We start from the raw sequence: 15,071 nt of genomic DNA on the forward strand, positions 1-15,071 counted from the left end.
CTTGCGGTGACACCGGGCTTGACCGTCGGACGGGGACCCCGCCTCCCGTCCGCTACTTCGTCAGGCCGTTCAGTTCCTCGTCCTGGGTCTTCGTGACCCGGCGGCGGACGCCGAACCAGCCGGCGACGAGCAGGACGGCGATCAGGGGGACGAGGAGGAGGGTCTTGCGGCCGACCTCGGGGTCGTTCCACATCAGGCCGAGGACGGCCAGCAGGAAGGCGATGGTGACGATCTCGGTCACCGGGCTGCCGCGCAGCCGGAACGACGGGCGGGTCACCAGTCCCTCCTTGGCCCGGCGGACGAACACCAGGTGGCAGATCATGATGATCACCCAGGTGCTGATGATGCCGAGCGACGCCACGTTCAGGACGATCTCGAAGGCCTGGCTCGGCATGAGGTAGTTCAGGACGACGCCGAGCACGCACACCGCGGAGGTGAGCAGGATGCCGCCGTACGGGACCTGGCTGCGGTTCATCTTCGCGGTGAACCGGGGCGCCGAGCCCGCCATGGCCATGGAGCGCAGGATGCGGCCGGTGGAGTACAGGCCGGAGTTCAGGGACGACATGGCCGCCGTGAGGACGACGAGGTTCATGACGTCACCGGCCGCCGGCACGCCGATCTTCGACAGGACGGTGACGAACGGGCTCTGGTCGGCCGTGTAGACCGAGCCCGGCAGCAGCAGGGCCAGCAGGACGACCGAACCGACGTAGAACACGCCCACGCGCCACATGATCGAGTTCACCGCGCGCGGGACGACCTTCTCCGGCTCCTCGGTCTCACCGGCGGCGACGCCGACCAGCTCCAGCGCGGCGTACGCGAAGATCACGCCCTGCATCACGAGGACGACCGGCATCATGCCGTGCGGCAGGAGCCCGCCGTGGTCGGTGACCAGGCCCGGACCCGGGGTGTGGCCGCCGACCTCGTGCTGCGTGGCCAGCAGGAAGATGCCGATCAGCATGAAGCCGACGAGGGTGGCGACCTTGATGATCGCGAACCAGAACTCCATCTCGCCGAAGATCTTCACCGAGATCAGGTTCACGGCGAGCACCACCGCGAGGGCGATCAGCGCCAGCACCCACTGCGGGATGTCGGTGAAGAAGCTCCAGTAGTGGGTGTAGAGCGCGATCGCGGTGATGTCGGCGATCCCGGTCGTCGACCAGTTGAGGAAGTACATCCACCCGGCGACGTACGCGCCCTTCTCGCCCAGGAACTCACGGGCGTACGAGACGAAGGACCCGGAGGAGGGTCGGTAGAGCACGAGCTCGCCGAGGGCGCGGACCACGAAGAAGGCGAAGGCGCCGCATACGAGGTAGGCGACGGCGAGCGCGGGACCCGCGTCGTGCAGGCGGCCGCCGGCGCCGAGGAAGAGCCCCGTGCCGATCGCGCCACCGATGGCGATCATGTTGACGTGGCGGGCCTTGAGGCCCTTGCTGTAACCGGCGTCGCCCGCGTCGGCGGGCGACTGGGTCGCACCGGTGCGGGAGGCGGCCCCGGCCGTGTCTACGGCGTCCTTGCTCACGGGTGGATCTACCTTCTGGTGCGCCCCGGCACACGGGGTGCGCGGGTGTCCGGATGTGCCGGGTCCGCGCTGTCTCCGACGATGCGCGGACCAAGGCGCCGCCTGCCCAGGAGGATCACCTCCCATGCGGTGGCACGCGTCACACCAGGGAACTTCTCACCCGGCGATCACAGGACACACGGTTTGTGACGGGCGTGTGGGCCCGCGCCGACGGGCGTGTGGCGCCCTCGCCGACAGGCGTGTGCGGCCCGCGCCGGGCCGCCGACACGTCACGCGGCCGACTCCGGGGCCGGGCCGCGGCCCGGTCGGGTGCCGTCACCCCGTCCGGCCGTGTGCGATCACCTCACCCGGCCGGTCCGGTCACCCTCCATGACGGCTCCGTCACCGTACGCGCGGCGCGGCGGGACGCGGGTCCGTCGCCCTGCGCACTCCCGCGTCCCGAGCGGTCCGCCCCCCGCCGGTCCTGGACAACCGCTTTCACAACACTGGTGGGACAGCAATACTGTTGCACCGCGCGGTCACCGGTCCGCCGGAGCGCGCGGTACGACGCGAGAGGCGAGGACCTGCCATGACGACGGACACCGGGGAGCCCACGCTCACGGTCGACGAGCTGGCCGCACGGGCGGGTGTCACGGTCCGCACGGTCCGCTTCTACAGCGCCCGGGGCCTGTTGCCGCCTCCGGTGATCGGACCTCGCCGTGTCGGCCACTACAGCCAGGAGCACCTGGCGCGGCTCGCCCTCATCGAGGAGTTGCAGCACCGGGGCATGACGCTGGCCGCGATCGAGCGCCATCTCACGCAGCTGCCGCCCGGCCTGAGTGCGCACGATCTCGCCATCCACCGTGCCGTGGTCGCCTCCTGGGCACCCGACGCGACGGAGGAGGTGACCCGTGCGGAACTGGAGCGGCGGGCCGGGCGTCCCCTCGACGACGAGGACCTGGAGCGGCTCGCCGCGATGGGCGTCGTCGAGCGGGCCGGCGACGCGGTACGGCTGGACCCCGGGCTGCTGCGGCTCGGCGTCGAGTTGCTCGACGTGCCCCTCGCGCACGAGACGATCCTCGCCGCCCGGACCGTCCTGCTGGAGCACTCGCGAGCGGCGGCCCACGAGCTGTCCACCCTCCTGCGGGACGCGGTGGGCGACCGCGAGTCCGTGGCGGCCGTGAAGTCGCTGTCGGCCCACATGCAGCCGCTGGTGGTGCAGGCGCTGCTCACCACGTTCCAGCGGTCGCTGAAGGAGGAGCTGCGGGAGTGGCTCAAGGAGTCCTGACCGGGCTCCGCGCGGAACTCACCCTCGCGGCGACGCGATGGCGCAGGGCCCGGCCGGAGCGGCGGACCGCCGGTTCGCCGGCCGGCGTCCGGTGGCCGCCCCGCGCAGCGCGTCCCCGTGCCACGGGGTGACGGGTCACCCCGTGGCACGGGCCCGGGTCATCCCGCGTCGGTGAAGCGCTCGCCCTTCTCCGCCTTCTCGACCAGCAGCGCCGGCGGGGTGAACCGGTCGCCGTAGCGCTCGGCCAACTGCCGTGCGCGGGCCACGAATCCGGCCGGTCCGGTGCCGGTGGCACCCTCGTAGCCGTTGACGTACTGGAGCACGCCGCCGGTCCAGCCGGGGAACCCGATGCCGAAGACGGACCCGATGTTGGCGTCGGCGACGGAGGTGAGGACGCCTTCCTCCAGGAGCCGGACGGTGTCCAGCGCCTCGGAGAAGAGCATGCGCTCCTTCATGTCCTCGAACGGGATCTCGTGCCCGGGCCGGGTGAAGTGCTCGCGCAGTCCCGGCCACAGCCGACCGCGCCTGCCGTCCTCCCCGTACTCGTAGAAGCCACCGCCGCCGCTGCGGCCGGGGCGGCCGAACTCGTCGACCATGCGGTCGATGACGGCCTCCGCCGGGTGCGTCTCCCAGGTGCCGCCCGCCTCCTCGACGGCCTGCTGCGACTCCTTGCGGATCTTGCGCGGCAGGGTGAGCGTCAGCTCGTCCATCAGGGAGAGGACCTTGGCGGGATAGCCGGCCTGGGCGGCGGCCTGCTCGACGGAGGCGGGCTCGATGCCCTCGCCGACCATCGCCACACCCTCGTTGATGAACTGCCCGATGACGCGGGAGGTGAAGAAGCCGCGCGAGTCGTTGACGACGATCGGGGTCTTCTTGATCTGCCGTACGAGGTCGAAGGCGCGGGCGAGCGCCTCGTCACCGGTGCGTTCGCCCTTGATGATCTCGACCAGCGGCATCTTGTCGACGGGCGAGAAGAAGTGCAGCCCGATGAAGTCCTCCTGCCGCTCGACGCCCTCGGCGAGCGCGGTGATCGGCAGGGTGGAGGTGTTGGAGCAGAGGAGCGCGTCGGGTTCGACGACGCTCTGGATCTCCTGGAACACCTTGTGCTTGAGCGAGGTGTCCTCGAAGACGGCCTCGATGACGGCGTCGCAACCGGCGAGGTCGTTCGGGTCCGCGGTGGGCGTGATGCGGGCGAGCAGGGCGTCGGCCTTCTCCTGCGTCGTCCGTCCCCGGGAGACCGCCTTGGCGCACAGCTTCTCGGAGTACGCCCGGCCCTTGGCCGCGGCCTCCGCCGTCACGTCCTTCAGGACGACGTCGATGCCCGCGCGGGCGCACGCGTAGGCGATGCCCGCGCCCATCATGCCCGCGCCGAGCACGGCGACCTTGCGGACCGGGCGCGGCTCGATGCCCTGGGGCCTGTTGGCGCCGGAGTTGACGGCCTGGAGGTCGAAGAAGAACGCCTGGATCATGTTCTTCGAGGTCTGGCCCGCGGCCAGCTCGACGAAGTAGCGGGCCTCGATGACCTGGGCCGTCTCGAAGTCGACCTGGGAGCCCTCGACGGCGGCGGCGAGGATGCTGCGCGGGGCCGGGTAGGGCGCGCCGTTGGTCTGCTTGCGCAGGTTGGCCGGGAAGGCGGGCAGGTTGGCCGCGAACTTCGGGTTGGCCGGGGTGCCGCCCGGGATGCGGTAGCCCGGCTTGTCGTAGGGCTGCTGGGACTCGGGGTTGGCGTCGATGAAGGCGCGCGCCTTGGCGAGCAGTTCCTCGGGGCCGGCGGCGACCTCGTGGACGAGGCCGTTCTCCCGGGCGCGCGTCGCGTTGTACTGCGTGCCCTGGAGGAGGACCTTCAGCAGGGCGTCGGCGATGCCCAGCAGCCGTACGGTGCGGACGACTCCGCCGCCTCCGGGGAGCAGGCCCAGGGTGACCTCGGGGCAGCCGATCTTGGTGCCGGGGGTGTCGAGGGCGATCCGGTGGTGGCAGGCGAGGGCGAGCTCGAAGCCGCCGCCCAGGGCGGCGCCGTTGATCGCGGCGACGACCGGCTTGCCCAGGGTCTCGATGCGGCGCAGGTTCCGCTTGATGGCGAGGCCGCCGTCGAAGAGGTCCTGGGCGGTGGCCGGGGTGACGCGGATGAGGTCGCGCAGGTCGCCGCCCGCAAAGAAGGTCTTCTTGGCGGAGGTGAAGATCACGCCCCGGATCGAGTCCTTCTCGGCCTCCAGGCGGTCGGTGATCGCGGCGAGGGAGGCGCGGAACGCCTGGTTCATCGTGTTCGCGGACTGGTTGGGGTCGTCGAGGACGAGGGTGACGACGCCGGTCTCGTCCTGTTCCCAGCGGATGGTGGTGGGCTCAGTGCTCATCAGGGGATGCTCCGTAGATCCGTGATCCGTTGGGGGTCAGACGCGCTCGACGATGGTGGCGATGCCCATGCCGCCGCCCACGCACAGGGTGGCGAGGCCGTACCGCTTGTCCTGGCGTTCCAGTTCGTCGACGAGGGTGCCGAGGATCATCGCGCCGGTGGCGCCGAGGGGGTGGCCCAGCGCGATGGCGCCGCCGTTGACGTTGACCTTGTCCAGCGACAGTCCCATGTCCTTCACGAAGCGCAGGACGACGGCCGCGAAGGCCTCGTTGATCTCGACGAGGTCGATGTCGTCGATGGTCAGGCCGGCCTTGGCGAGCGCCTTGCGGGTGGCGGGCGCGGGCCCGGTGAGCATGATGGTGGGCTCGGAGCCGGAGACGGCGGCGGAGACGATCCGCGCGCGGGGGGTGAGGCCGTAGCGCTCGCCGACCTCGCGGGAGCCGATGGCGACGAGCGAGGCGCCGTCGACGATGCCCGAGGAGTTGCCCGCGTGGTGGACGTGGTCGATGGCCTCGACCCAGTGGTACTTCTGCAGGGCCACGGCGTCGAATCCGCCCAGGTCGCCGATGTCGGCGAAGGACGGCTTCAGCTTGGCGAGGGAGTCGGCGGTGGTGCCGGGGCGCAGGAACTCGTCGTGGTCGAGGACCGTGAGACCCGCGCGGTCCCTGACGGGGACGACGGACCGCTCGAACCGGCCGGCCTTCACGGCGGCGGCGGCGCGCTCCTGGGAGAGCGCCGCGTACTCGTCGACGTCGCGGCGGGAGAAGCCCTCGATGGTGGCGATGAGGTCGGCGCCGATGCCCTGCGGCACGAAGTTGGTGGCCAGGTTGGTCATCGGGTCGGCGAACCAGGCGCCGCCGTCCGAGGCCATGGGCACCCGGGACATCGACTCGACGCCGCCCGCGAGGACCAGGTCCTCCCAGCCCGAACGGATCTTCATCGCCGCGAGGTTGACGGCTTCCAGGCCCGAGGCGCAGAAGCGGTTCTCCTGAACGCCGGCCACGGTGTCGGGCAGGCCCGCCGCGATCGCGGCGATACGGGCGATGTCGGAGCCCTGGTCGCCGACCGGGCCGACGACACCGAGGACGATGTCGTCGATGGCGGCCGGGTCGAGGTCCGGGAAGCGGCGCTGCACCTCGTGGATGAGCCCGACGACCAGGTCGATGGGCTTGGTGCCGTGCAGGGCGCCGTTCTGCTTGCCGCGGCCGCGCGGGGTGCGGATCGCGTCGTACACGTACGCTTCGGTGCTCACTGGTAAGCCTTTCGGGGAGGGTTAGCCGAGCAGGGAACGGCCGATGATCTCCTTCATGATCTCGGTGGTCCCGCCGTAGATGGTCTGGATGCGTCCGTCGATGAAGGCCCGGGCGACCCGGTATTCCGTCATGTAGCCGTAGCCGCCGTGCAGTTGCAGGCAGCGGTCGGCGACCCGCTTCTGGAGTTCGGTGGCCCACCACTTGGCCATCGAGGCGTGCACCGCGTCGAGTTCGCCGTCGGAGTGGTCGACGATGCAGCGGTCGAGGAAGGTGCGGGTGACGGCGCACTCGGTGGCCATCTCGGCTATCTCGAAGCGGATGTGCTGGAGCTTGGCGAGCGGCCGGCCGAACGCCTCGCGCTCCTTCACGTACTCGGTGGTGATCTCCAGCAGGTGTTCGGCGCCCGCGATGGCGGCGACGGCGATCCCCATGCGTTCCTGCGCGAGGTTCGTCATCAGGTGGACGAACGCGCCGTTCGGCTCGCCGAGGAGGTTCTCCTTGGGCACGCGCACGTCGTGGAAGAACAACTCGGCGGTGTCCTGGGACTTCTGGCCGATCTTGTCGAGGTTGCGGCCCCGCTCGAAGCCCTCGGCGCCGCGCTCCACGACGAGCAGGGACAGTCCGTGCGCGCCGCCCTCGGGGGTGGTCCTCGCGACGACGATCACCAGGTCGGCGAGGATGCCGTTGGAGATGAACGTCTTGGAGCCGTTGAGCAGGAAGTGGTCGCCCCTGTCCTCGGCGTGGGTCGTGATGCCCTGGAGGTCGGATCCGGCGCCGGGTTCGGTCATGGCGATCGCGGTGATGAGCGAGCCGTCGCAGAAGCCGGGCAGCCAGCGCCGCTTCTGTTCCTCGGTGGCGAGGCCGGTGAGATAGGGGCCGATGATGTCGTTGTGCAGGCCGACGGCGAGGCCGGCGGCTCCCGCGCGGGTGAACTCCTCGGCGAGGACGGCGCTGTAGCGGAAGTCCGCGTTGCCGCCGCCCCCGTACTCCTCCGGTACGGCGAGCCCGAGCAGGCCCTGCCGGCCGGCGGCCCGCCAGGCCTCGCGCGAGACGATGCCGTCCTTCTCCCACTGTTCGTAGTGGGGCAGCACCTCCTTGGCGAGGAAGGTGCGGACGGTCTCGCGGAACGCGTCGTGCTCGGCGGTGAAGATCTGCCGCTTCATGCGGGAACGGCCTTCCTGGTGTGCGGGCGGTGGTCCACGATCGGGCGCGTGTCGGCCGGGCGGCCGCTCAGAGCCAGTTCTTCACGGTCTCGACGAGCCGGGCCGGATCGGGGCCCACGGGCGTCACGTTGAGCATCGTCACCCCGGCCTCCTCGAAGGCGGCGACGCGGTCTCGGACGTAGCCCTCGGGGCCGCACAGCGACATCAGTTCGCAGAACTCGTCCGGCACGGCCGCCTCCGCCTCGGCCTTGCGGCCGGAGAGGTACAGCTCCTGGATGAGCCGGGCCTCCTTCTCGTAGCCGTAGGCCACCGCGAGGTCGTTGTAGAAGTTCTTGCCCGGGGCGCCCATGCCGCCGACGTAGAGCGCGATGCGGGGGCGCACGAGGTCGCGCAGGGCCGCCGCGTCCTCGCCGATCGCGAGCGGGCCGCCGGCGACGACCTGGAGGGGGCCGAGCGACGGGTCGCGCAGCGCCCTGCCCTCGGCCAGGGGGGTGCCCCACACCTGGTGGGCCTTCTCGGGGATGAACAGCGTGGGGAGCCAGCCGTCCGCGATCTCCGCGGTCATCCGTACGTTGGCCGGGCCCAACGAGGCCACGTAGAGCGGGACTTCGGGGCGGACGGGCCTGGTGAGGATCTTCAGCGGTTTGCCCAGGCCGCCGGGGCGGGGCATGTCGGTGATGCCGTGGTGGTCGATGACCTCGCGGCGCAGGATGCGGCGGGTCAGCTCGATGGTCTCGCGGGTCCGGCCGAGCGGCCTGTCGTACGCCTTCCCGTGCCAGCCCTCGACGACCTGCGGGCCGGAGGCGCCGAGACCGATGATCGCGCGGCCTCCGGAGACCGCGTCGAGCCCTGCCGCCGTCTGGGCGATCAGGGCGGGGGTGCGTGAGTAGACGTTCAGGATCGCGGCGCCGATCCTCATCCGCTCGGTGCGCGCGGCGAGGTAGCCCATGACCGTGGGCGAGTCGAAACCGTAGGCCTCGGCGACCCAGACGGCGTCCAGCCCGGCGGCCTCCAGGGCGGCGACCTCGTCGGCAGCCGCTCGCGCGTCGCCCGCGTAGTCGAGCGGGAGGGAGAGTTCCATCAGTCGTCGTCCTCGGTCAGCCGGGGTACGTCCCAGTCACGGGCCACGTCCGCGGTGTCGGCCCCCGGCAGGGCGGGGCCGCCGCGCACGGAGGTGGGGGTGGTGGAGAAGCGCGGCGCGGGGGCCGGCTGGGTGATGCCGCCGTGGTCCACGAAGGTGCCGCGGGCCGCGAGGTGCGGATGGGTGGGTGCCTCGCGCAGGGAGAGAACGGGCGCCACGCAGGCGTCGGATCCGTCGAACACCGCGGTCCACTCGTCGCGGGTACGGGTCTTGAAGCGGGCGGCGACCGTCTCGCGCAGTTCCGGCCAGCGGGCGAGGTCCTTGCGGGCGGGGCGCAGTTCCGGGACGCCGAGCAGGTCGACGAACGTGTCGTAGAACCGGCCCTCCAGGGGGCCCACGGCCATGTGGCCGCCGTCGGCCGTCTCGTAGGTGCCGTAGTACGGGCAGCCGCCGTCGAGGAGGTTGGCGCCGCGCCGGTCCTGCCAGCCGCCGGCGGCCATCATGCCGTGGATCATCGTGGACAGGTGGGCGGTGCCGTCGACGATGGCCGCGTCCACGACCTGCCCGGCGCCGCTCTCGCGTGCGTGGTGGAGAGCGGCGAGGACGCCGACGACGAGGTAGAGCGAGCCGCCCGCGTAGTCGCCGAGGAGGTTCGCGGGGACGGCGGGGGCCTCGTCGGGTCTGCCGATCATGCCGAGGGTGCCGGTGAGCGCGATGTAGGCGACGTCGTGCCCTGCGCGGTGGGCGAGCGGGCCGTCCTGGCCCCAGCCGGTCATCCGCCCGTAGACGAGTTTCGGATTGCGGGCGTGACAGGGCTCGGGGCCGACGCCGAGGCGTTCCGCGACGCCGGGCCGGTAGCCCTCGATCAGGATGTCGGCCCGTTCGGCCAGGTCGAGGACCCGGGACGGGCCGCTCTCGGCCTTGAGGTCGATGATCACGGACCGCTTGTTGCGGTTGGTGACGTCGTGGGCCGGATCGATCGCGAGGCCGGGGCCGTCGGGGCGGTCCACCCGCACGACGTCCGCTCCCAGGTCGGCCAGCAGCATGGCGGCGAACGGGCCGGGTCCGATGCCCGCCAGTTCGACGACACGCACCCCGGCGAGGGGGCCGTGCCCCGGCGTTCCTGTCACTGCCATCAAGCTCCCAGCACTGTGACACTACTGATGTGACATCAGCGATGTTAAGAACGTGTTCCACTCCGGGCAAGCCCCTGACGAGCAAGCGCTTAGTTAAATTCCGGTGGGTGGAGGGGACCGAAGGGGTCCGGAACGGACCGGAGGGGCCCGAAAGGGACGCCGCGGGCCGACGGTGAGGCGGGCTCGGGATCGGCCGGAACCGGCCCCGCTTCCGCGATCAGTGCAGGTCCGGCACCGCTCTCAGGGCGGTCCGCACCCCACGCGGAGCAGGTCCCGGCGCACGCTCAGGCCTGGTCCAGCTCCGCGATCAGCCGCTTGGGGGCGACGACCCGGTAGCTCTCCTCGACCCAGTCGCACAGCAGCTCCGCCCGGGGAGACCCCGACTCCTCCAGGGGTATGCGCACCCAGCCGGCCCGGCCCAGGCCGTAACCGGCGGGCTCCGCGCCCGGGGAGGTGAGCGCGTGGGCGTGCGCCTCCTCGTCCGTCAGCTTCACCGTGACGGCCAACGGGTGACTGCCGTCGTCGACGCCGAGGAAGACGAAGACCTTCTTGTTGGCCTTGGCCACGGTCTCGCCCCAGGGGAACTCCTCCGTGGCGCCGGGCAGCCCCAGCGCGAACTCGCGCACCTTCTGCCACTTTTTCAGCGCGTTCTTCGGCACGGCCACGGCTACCTCCGGCCTGTTCGTGCGACCTCGTCGTCCAACTGCTCGTCCCTCACGCTAGCCTCAGCCACCGACAACGGCGCTTCGCAACGACGCGGGGCCACCGCACGGTCGAGCGCAGGCCACAGTGGGGAAGGTGTCATGAGCAGGCTGAACGGGACGGACCGCGCGTACGACGTCGTGCTCTTCGGAGCCACGGGGTTCGTCGGAGAGCTCACCGCGGAGTACCTCGCCGCGCATGCGCCCGAGGGGCTCCGGTGGGCGATCGCCGGACGCAGCGAGGAGAAACTGGAACGCCTGCGGGAACGGCTCGGCGGCGCACCCGGTGTGCTGCGGGCGGACGTGACGGACCCGGACTCGGTCCGCGAACTCGCCCGGCACGCGCGCGTGGTGGCCAGCACGGTGGGTCCGTACGTGACGTACGGGGAGGACCTGGTCGCCGCCTGCGCGGACGCCGGGACCGACTACCTGGACCTCACCGGCGAGCCCGAGTTCGTGGACCTGATGTACGTGCGGCACGACGCACGTGCGCGGGAGACGGGCGCGCGGCTCGTGCACGCCTGCGGTTTCGACTCGGTCCCGCACGACCTCGGCGCGTACTTCACCGTGCGACAGCTCCCGGAGGATGTGCCGCTGCGGGTGGACGGATTCGTCCGCTCCCAGGCGATGTTCTCGGGCGGCACGTTCAACTCCGCCCTCAACCAGTTCGCCCGGGGCCCGCAGATGATCGCGGCCGCCCGGGACCGCAGGCACCACGAGCCCCGGCTGATGGGCCGCCGTGCCGTGGCGCCGCTGGGCGCCCCACGGTTCGCGGGAGAGGTCGGCGCCTGGGCGCTGCCCCTGCCCACCATCGACGCGCAGGTGGTGCAGCGCTCGGCACGGGCCCTGGAGCGGTACGGGCCGGACTTCCGCTACCGCCACTACGCGGCCGTACGGCGGCTGCCCGTCGCGCTCGGCGGGCTGGCCGGGGTGAGCGCGCTCTTCGCCGCGGCCCAACTCCCGCCCGCCAGGCGCTGGTTGTCCGACCGTTTCAAGCCAGGCGAGGGGCCGAGCGCGGCGCGGCGCGCGAAGAGCTGGTTCTCGGTGCGGTTCGTGGGCGAGGGCGGCGGCCGACGTGTGTTCACCGAGGTCGCGGGCGGCGACCCCGGCTACGACGAGACGGCCAAGATGCTCGCGGAGGCGGCGATGGCCCTCGCCCTCGACGACCTGCCGAAGACGTCCGGGCAGGTCACGCCCGCGGTGGCGATGGGGGACGCGCTGATCGAGCGGCTCCGCGCGGCGGGCATCACGTTCCGGGTGGCCGCGATGCGCTAGGTCCGCAGGCTCGGGCCGTTCGGTGCCGCCACCCGGTGCGCGAGGAGCGCTTCGGGCCGGGGGCCGCGGCCCGGCCCGGCGTCCGTCACGTCGCCCAGCCGGTCACCGTCCAGATCATCCCGCCGATCCAGGCGAGTCCGGCCAGGACGGCGAGGAGCAGCGCCGTCGTGACGGCGCGCTCGACGGGCTGGGCGGGGCCGGCTGCGGCCTTCGGGGCGCGGTGTGAGGTCATGGGGGCCAGCCTGCCGATCACGGCCGTGCCGTCGCATCCGTGCGCGTACTCAGAAGACGTACTCAGACGCCTCGTCCGGTCCCCTCACCCGGACGAACCGCTGACGCGGCCCGCTCCGGCGGCCCGCTCGGACGGCGTGCCTCACCTGACGTGGGTCGACGCCGCGTTCGCGGCGTGTGGGGCCGACCGGGCGGCGCTGTCAGGCCGTTGCCTCCTGAAGAGCGCGCCGGCACAGGGCGTCCGCACGCCGAGTGGTCTCCGGGAGGCGGTACTCGGGGGTGAGCGCCAGCGTGTGCGCGCAGGCGTTGTCGAGGTCCACCCGGTGACCGACGGAGACGAACACGGGCTTCACGCCGTCCCGCGTGCGCAGTGCGCGCCCCACCTCTTCTCGGTCGGCCAGGAGGGGCGAGGCGCTGCCGCGCCGGGGGCCCGGATCGTCGTACGCGAAGGTGAACGGGTTCTTGGCGACGCCGATGGCGGGGAGTCCGGTGAGGACGCCGAGATGGGCGGCGAGACCGAAGCGCCGCGGGTGGGCGAGACCGTAGCCGTCGCAGACCACCAGGCCCGGCGGGCAGGGCAGGGCCTCCAGAGCGGCGAGGACGGTCGGGATCTCCCGGAACGCGAGGAGCCCGGGCACGTACGGGAAGGAGACCTGGCCTACCGCGGTGGCCTCCGCCACGACGTCGAGGGTCGCCGCGTCGAGGACGACGGCCGCCGCCGCCACGACGTCCCGCTCGTCGTCGTAGGCCACGTCGACGCCCGTGACATGGCCGGTGCCGGGCGGCGGACCCGGCTCGTCGAGGACGACCCGCCCCCTCAACTCGTCCTGCACGGCGCGGGCTTGGTCCTCGGTGACGGGCCAGCCCGCCGGAATCCTCACGGTCTTCATGATGGAAGGAGCCTAGGACCTCACCCCCGCGGCGCCCGACCGGGCCGGAGGTAGGCTCGCGATCATGTTCGTACTGGAGCTGACCTACACCGCGCCGCTCGAAGCCGTCGACGCCGTCCTGGAAGCCCATGTCGCCTGGCTGGACCAGCAGTACGCGGCCGGTTGCTTCCTCGCGTCGGGGCGCAAGAACCCGCGCGACGGCGGGGTGATCCTGGCCGTCGCGGAGGACCGGGCGCGGATCGAGGAGATCACCGCGGGCGACCCGTTCGTCACCGCGGGCGTGTGCGCGTACCGCGTGACCGAGTTCGTCGCGACGAAGACGGCACCCGGCCTGGAGCGGTACCGCGAACCGCTCGGCTGAGCGGCACCCCTCCCCCGGCGGCCGGCACCCGCCCCGTTCAGCGTTCCAGCCGGGCGACCCGCCCCTTCTCGCCGGAGGCCCAGCAGCCCAGGTCGGGTGTGCAGTCCACGGTGTCGTACGAGCCGGTGTCCAGGGTGCGCCAGGTGCGGCCGCCGTCGGTGGTCAGGTCGGTGCCGGTGGGGCCCACGGCGAGCGCGGACGTGCGGCTGTGCGGGAGCCAGGTGACGCCGGAGCGGTAGGCGGGCACGGGCCGGTCGGCCGTCGTCCAGGTGCGGCCGCCGTCGGCGGTGACCGCGGAGGCCCGGGGCGACGCCTGGTCGGCGCGGTAGTCGCCGCCGACCGCGAGCCCGTGGGCCCGGTCGCGGAAGGCGAGGGCGAAGACACCCCGTGCGGGGTCGCCCGCGGGCACGGGGGTGCCGGCGGCGGTCCAGGTGAGCCCGCGGTCCGCCGAGTGCAGCACCCGCGCGCTCGCCGCCCCTCCCGTGGCCAGCCACACGTCGCGCGGCCCCGAGGTGACCAGGCACTGGCCGCTCGCGGCGAATCCGGCCTCTCCGTCCTGCGCGGCGGGCATGCCGCGGCTCGGCAGCACCTTCCAGGAGCGGCCGCCGTCGCCGGTCGACAGGATGCGGAACCGGCCGTCCACCGGGTCGCTCATCGCCAGGCCGTGGCGCGGATCGAAGAAGGTGAGGCAGTCGTAGAAGGCCTTGGCGTCGGTGTTGCGGAAGGACTCGGTCCAGGTCGCGCCGCCGTCCTCGGTCCGCAGGACGCGGGAGGCCTCGCCCTCACCGATGGCGAGGACCACGGCCCGCCGCGCGTCGAACGCCTCGACGTCACGGAACTCCAGGTCGGCCGCGCCGGGCGGCGACACGTCGCGCCAGTGCGCACCGCCGTCGGTGGTGCGCAGTACGGTGCCCTTCGAGCCGGCCACCCAGGCGGAGTTCCGGCTGACGGCGGCCAGTCCGCGGAACCGCGCGTCCGTCCCTGTGTCCTGGACCGCCCAGTGCGGGGTCCGCACCTGCTCGTGGGACGGTTCGTGCGCCCGCGCGGGCACGGCCGCCGCGAGCGCCGCGGCGAGCGTGGCGACGCTCAGACCCACCGTGACCGACCGACCCGTGCGCCTCATCTTCCCCAAGCCCCTCATGGCGGGCGAAGCTAGTGCACGCGCCCGATGCCGTCCAGATGGCCTCCGGCGGGAACCTCGGGGGCCCGTCCGGGTGTCCTCAGGGGTGTCCTGCGAGCACGGGACGGAATGGGACGGCCGCTGTCGGGGAAAGTGGATCTCCCCGGTGCATGACCCCGGTGACAGAGGTCACTCGGGTCACGGGTGCACGCGCCGTGTCATTTTTCCGTCTCTTCCAATGACCGGCGTCATCCACCCGGAGTCCGTCCAGTCGTCACAAGGGAGCAAAGGCGTTGTCCACCGTCATCGAGCAGCCCGTTGAGGCCCGCCTCGTCGCCGCCGCCCCGCGGATGCCGAGCATTCCCGCGACCCTCCACTACGACCGGACCGACCCGTTCGCCGTCCGCATGACCTTCCCCGCGCCCGCGACCCTCGAAGGCGTGGAGGTCTGCTGGACCTTCGCCCGCGAACTGCTGGTGGCGGGCCTCGACGACGCGGTGGGGTTCGGTGACGTACGGGTGCGGCCGTACGGCTACGACCGCACCGTGCTGGAGTTCCACGCCCCCGAGGGCACCGCGGTGGTGCATGTGCGCTCGGGACAGGTTCGGGACTTCCTGGGGCTGACGACCGAGCTGGTCCCGGTCGGTCTGGAGCACCTCCAGGTCGACCTGGACCACGATCTCGCGGAGCTGATGCGGGGCACCTGCTGAGGAGCTGAGACCCT

General features: G+C 72.3%; 14 protein-coding genes. 4 read left to right on the top strand and 10 right to left on the bottom strand.

Annotated elements, in window-relative coordinates:
- Window positions 1-52 precede the first annotated feature (52 nt).
- Window positions 53-1,519, bottom strand: a complete 1,467-nt coding sequence (locus tag OG406_RS08155) for an amino acid permease (RefSeq protein WP_329184991.1) — start codon at window positions 1,517-1,519, stop codon at window positions 53-55.
- A gap of 568 nt (window positions 1,520-2,087) precedes the next feature.
- Between OG406_RS08155 and OG406_RS08160 the strand changes: the two genes are divergently transcribed.
- Complete coding sequence (locus OG406_RS08160; RefSeq protein ID WP_329184994.1) at window positions 2,088-2,786, top strand: MerR family transcriptional regulator; 699 nt, start codon at window positions 2,088-2,090, stop codon at window positions 2,784-2,786.
- Window positions 2,787-2,944: 158 nt separating this feature from the next.
- On the opposite strand, the gene OG406_RS08165 is transcribed toward OG406_RS08160, so the two are convergent.
- The 6 genes from OG406_RS08165 to OG406_RS08190 form a co-directional block, all read right to left on the bottom strand.
- Window positions 2,945-5,137, bottom strand: a complete 2,193-nt coding sequence (locus OG406_RS08165; RefSeq protein ID WP_329184995.1) for a 3-hydroxyacyl-CoA dehydrogenase NAD-binding domain-containing protein — start codon at window positions 5,135-5,137, stop codon at window positions 2,945-2,947.
- 36 nt (window positions 5,138-5,173) lie between these two features.
- Window positions 5,174-6,388, bottom strand: a complete 1,215-nt coding sequence (locus OG406_RS08170) for an acetyl-CoA C-acetyltransferase (RefSeq protein WP_329184997.1) — start codon at window positions 6,386-6,388, stop codon at window positions 5,174-5,176.
- A 21-nt stretch (window positions 6,389-6,409) separates the two neighbouring features.
- On the bottom strand, window positions 6,410-7,552 hold the full coding sequence (locus OG406_RS08175) for an acyl-CoA dehydrogenase family protein (protein WP_329184999.1): 1,143 nt from the start codon (window positions 7,550-7,552) through the stop codon (window positions 6,410-6,412).
- A 67-nt stretch (window positions 7,553-7,619) separates the two neighbouring features.
- A complete protein-coding gene (locus OG406_RS08180) occupies window positions 7,620-8,633 on the bottom strand; it encodes an LLM class F420-dependent oxidoreductase (protein ID WP_164371417.1) in 1,014 nt (337 codons plus the stop codon).
- On the bottom strand, window positions 8,633-9,769 hold the full coding sequence (locus OG406_RS08185) for a CaiB/BaiF CoA transferase family protein (protein WP_329185001.1): 1,137 nt from the start codon (window positions 9,767-9,769) through the stop codon (window positions 8,633-8,635). The genes OG406_RS08180 and OG406_RS08185 overlap by 1 nt, the downstream gene beginning before the upstream one ends.
- Window positions 9,770-10,053: 284 nt before the next feature.
- The gene (locus OG406_RS08190; RefSeq protein ID WP_164371419.1) at window positions 10,054-10,434 is read right to left on the bottom strand and encodes an MmcQ/YjbR family DNA-binding protein; all 381 of its coding nucleotides are present in this window, start codon (window positions 10,432-10,434) and stop codon (window positions 10,054-10,056) included.
- A gap of 138 nt (window positions 10,435-10,572) precedes the next feature.
- On the opposite strand from OG406_RS08190, the gene OG406_RS08195 reads away from it, so the two are divergent.
- On the top strand, window positions 10,573-11,745 hold the full coding sequence (locus OG406_RS08195; RefSeq protein WP_266851275.1) for a saccharopine dehydrogenase family protein: 1,173 nt from the start codon (window positions 10,573-10,575) through the stop codon (window positions 11,743-11,745).
- A gap of 85 nt (window positions 11,746-11,830) precedes the next feature.
- Here the strand turns inward: OG406_RS08195 and mmpA are convergent, their stop codons facing one another.
- Together mmpA and OG406_RS08205 are read right to left on the bottom strand one after the other, a co-directional pair.
- The gene (gene mmpA, locus OG406_RS08200; RefSeq protein WP_164371263.1) at window positions 11,831-11,977 is read right to left on the bottom strand and encodes a morphogenic membrane protein MmpA; all 147 of its coding nucleotides are present in this window, start codon (window positions 11,975-11,977) and stop codon (window positions 11,831-11,833) included.
- A 199-nt stretch (window positions 11,978-12,176) separates the two neighbouring features.
- The gene (locus OG406_RS08205) at window positions 12,177-12,866 is read right to left on the bottom strand and encodes an endonuclease V (protein WP_164371421.1); all 690 of its coding nucleotides are present in this window, start codon (window positions 12,864-12,866) and stop codon (window positions 12,177-12,179) included.
- Between the two features lie 64 nt (window positions 12,867-12,930).
- On the opposite strand from OG406_RS08205, the gene OG406_RS08210 reads away from it, so the two are divergent.
- Window positions 12,931-13,227: a YciI family protein gene (locus OG406_RS08210; RefSeq protein WP_164371422.1), complete on the top strand. Its 297-nt coding sequence runs from the start codon at window positions 12,931-12,933 to the stop codon at window positions 13,225-13,227.
- A 37-nt stretch (window positions 13,228-13,264) separates the two neighbouring features.
- Here OG406_RS08210 and OG406_RS08215 read toward each other — a convergent pair whose 3' ends face one another.
- Window positions 13,265-14,350 (bottom strand): WD40/YVTN/BNR-like repeat-containing protein, encoded by a 1,086-nt coding sequence (locus tag OG406_RS08215; protein ID WP_387107190.1) that lies wholly within the window; start codon window positions 14,348-14,350, stop codon window positions 13,265-13,267.
- A gap of 290 nt (window positions 14,351-14,640) precedes the next feature.
- Between OG406_RS08215 and OG406_RS08220 the strand changes: the two genes are divergently transcribed.
- Window positions 14,641-15,057, top strand: coding sequence for an SsgA family sporulation/cell division regulator (locus OG406_RS08220; RefSeq protein ID WP_081220391.1), 417 nt, complete (start codon window positions 14,641-14,643; stop codon window positions 15,055-15,057).
- Window positions 15,058-15,071: the final 14 nt, after the last annotated feature.

The organism is Streptomyces sp. NBC_01428 (assembly GCF_036231965.1).
Taxonomy (GTDB): Bacteria; Actinomycetota; Actinomycetes; order Streptomycetales; family Streptomycetaceae; genus Streptomyces.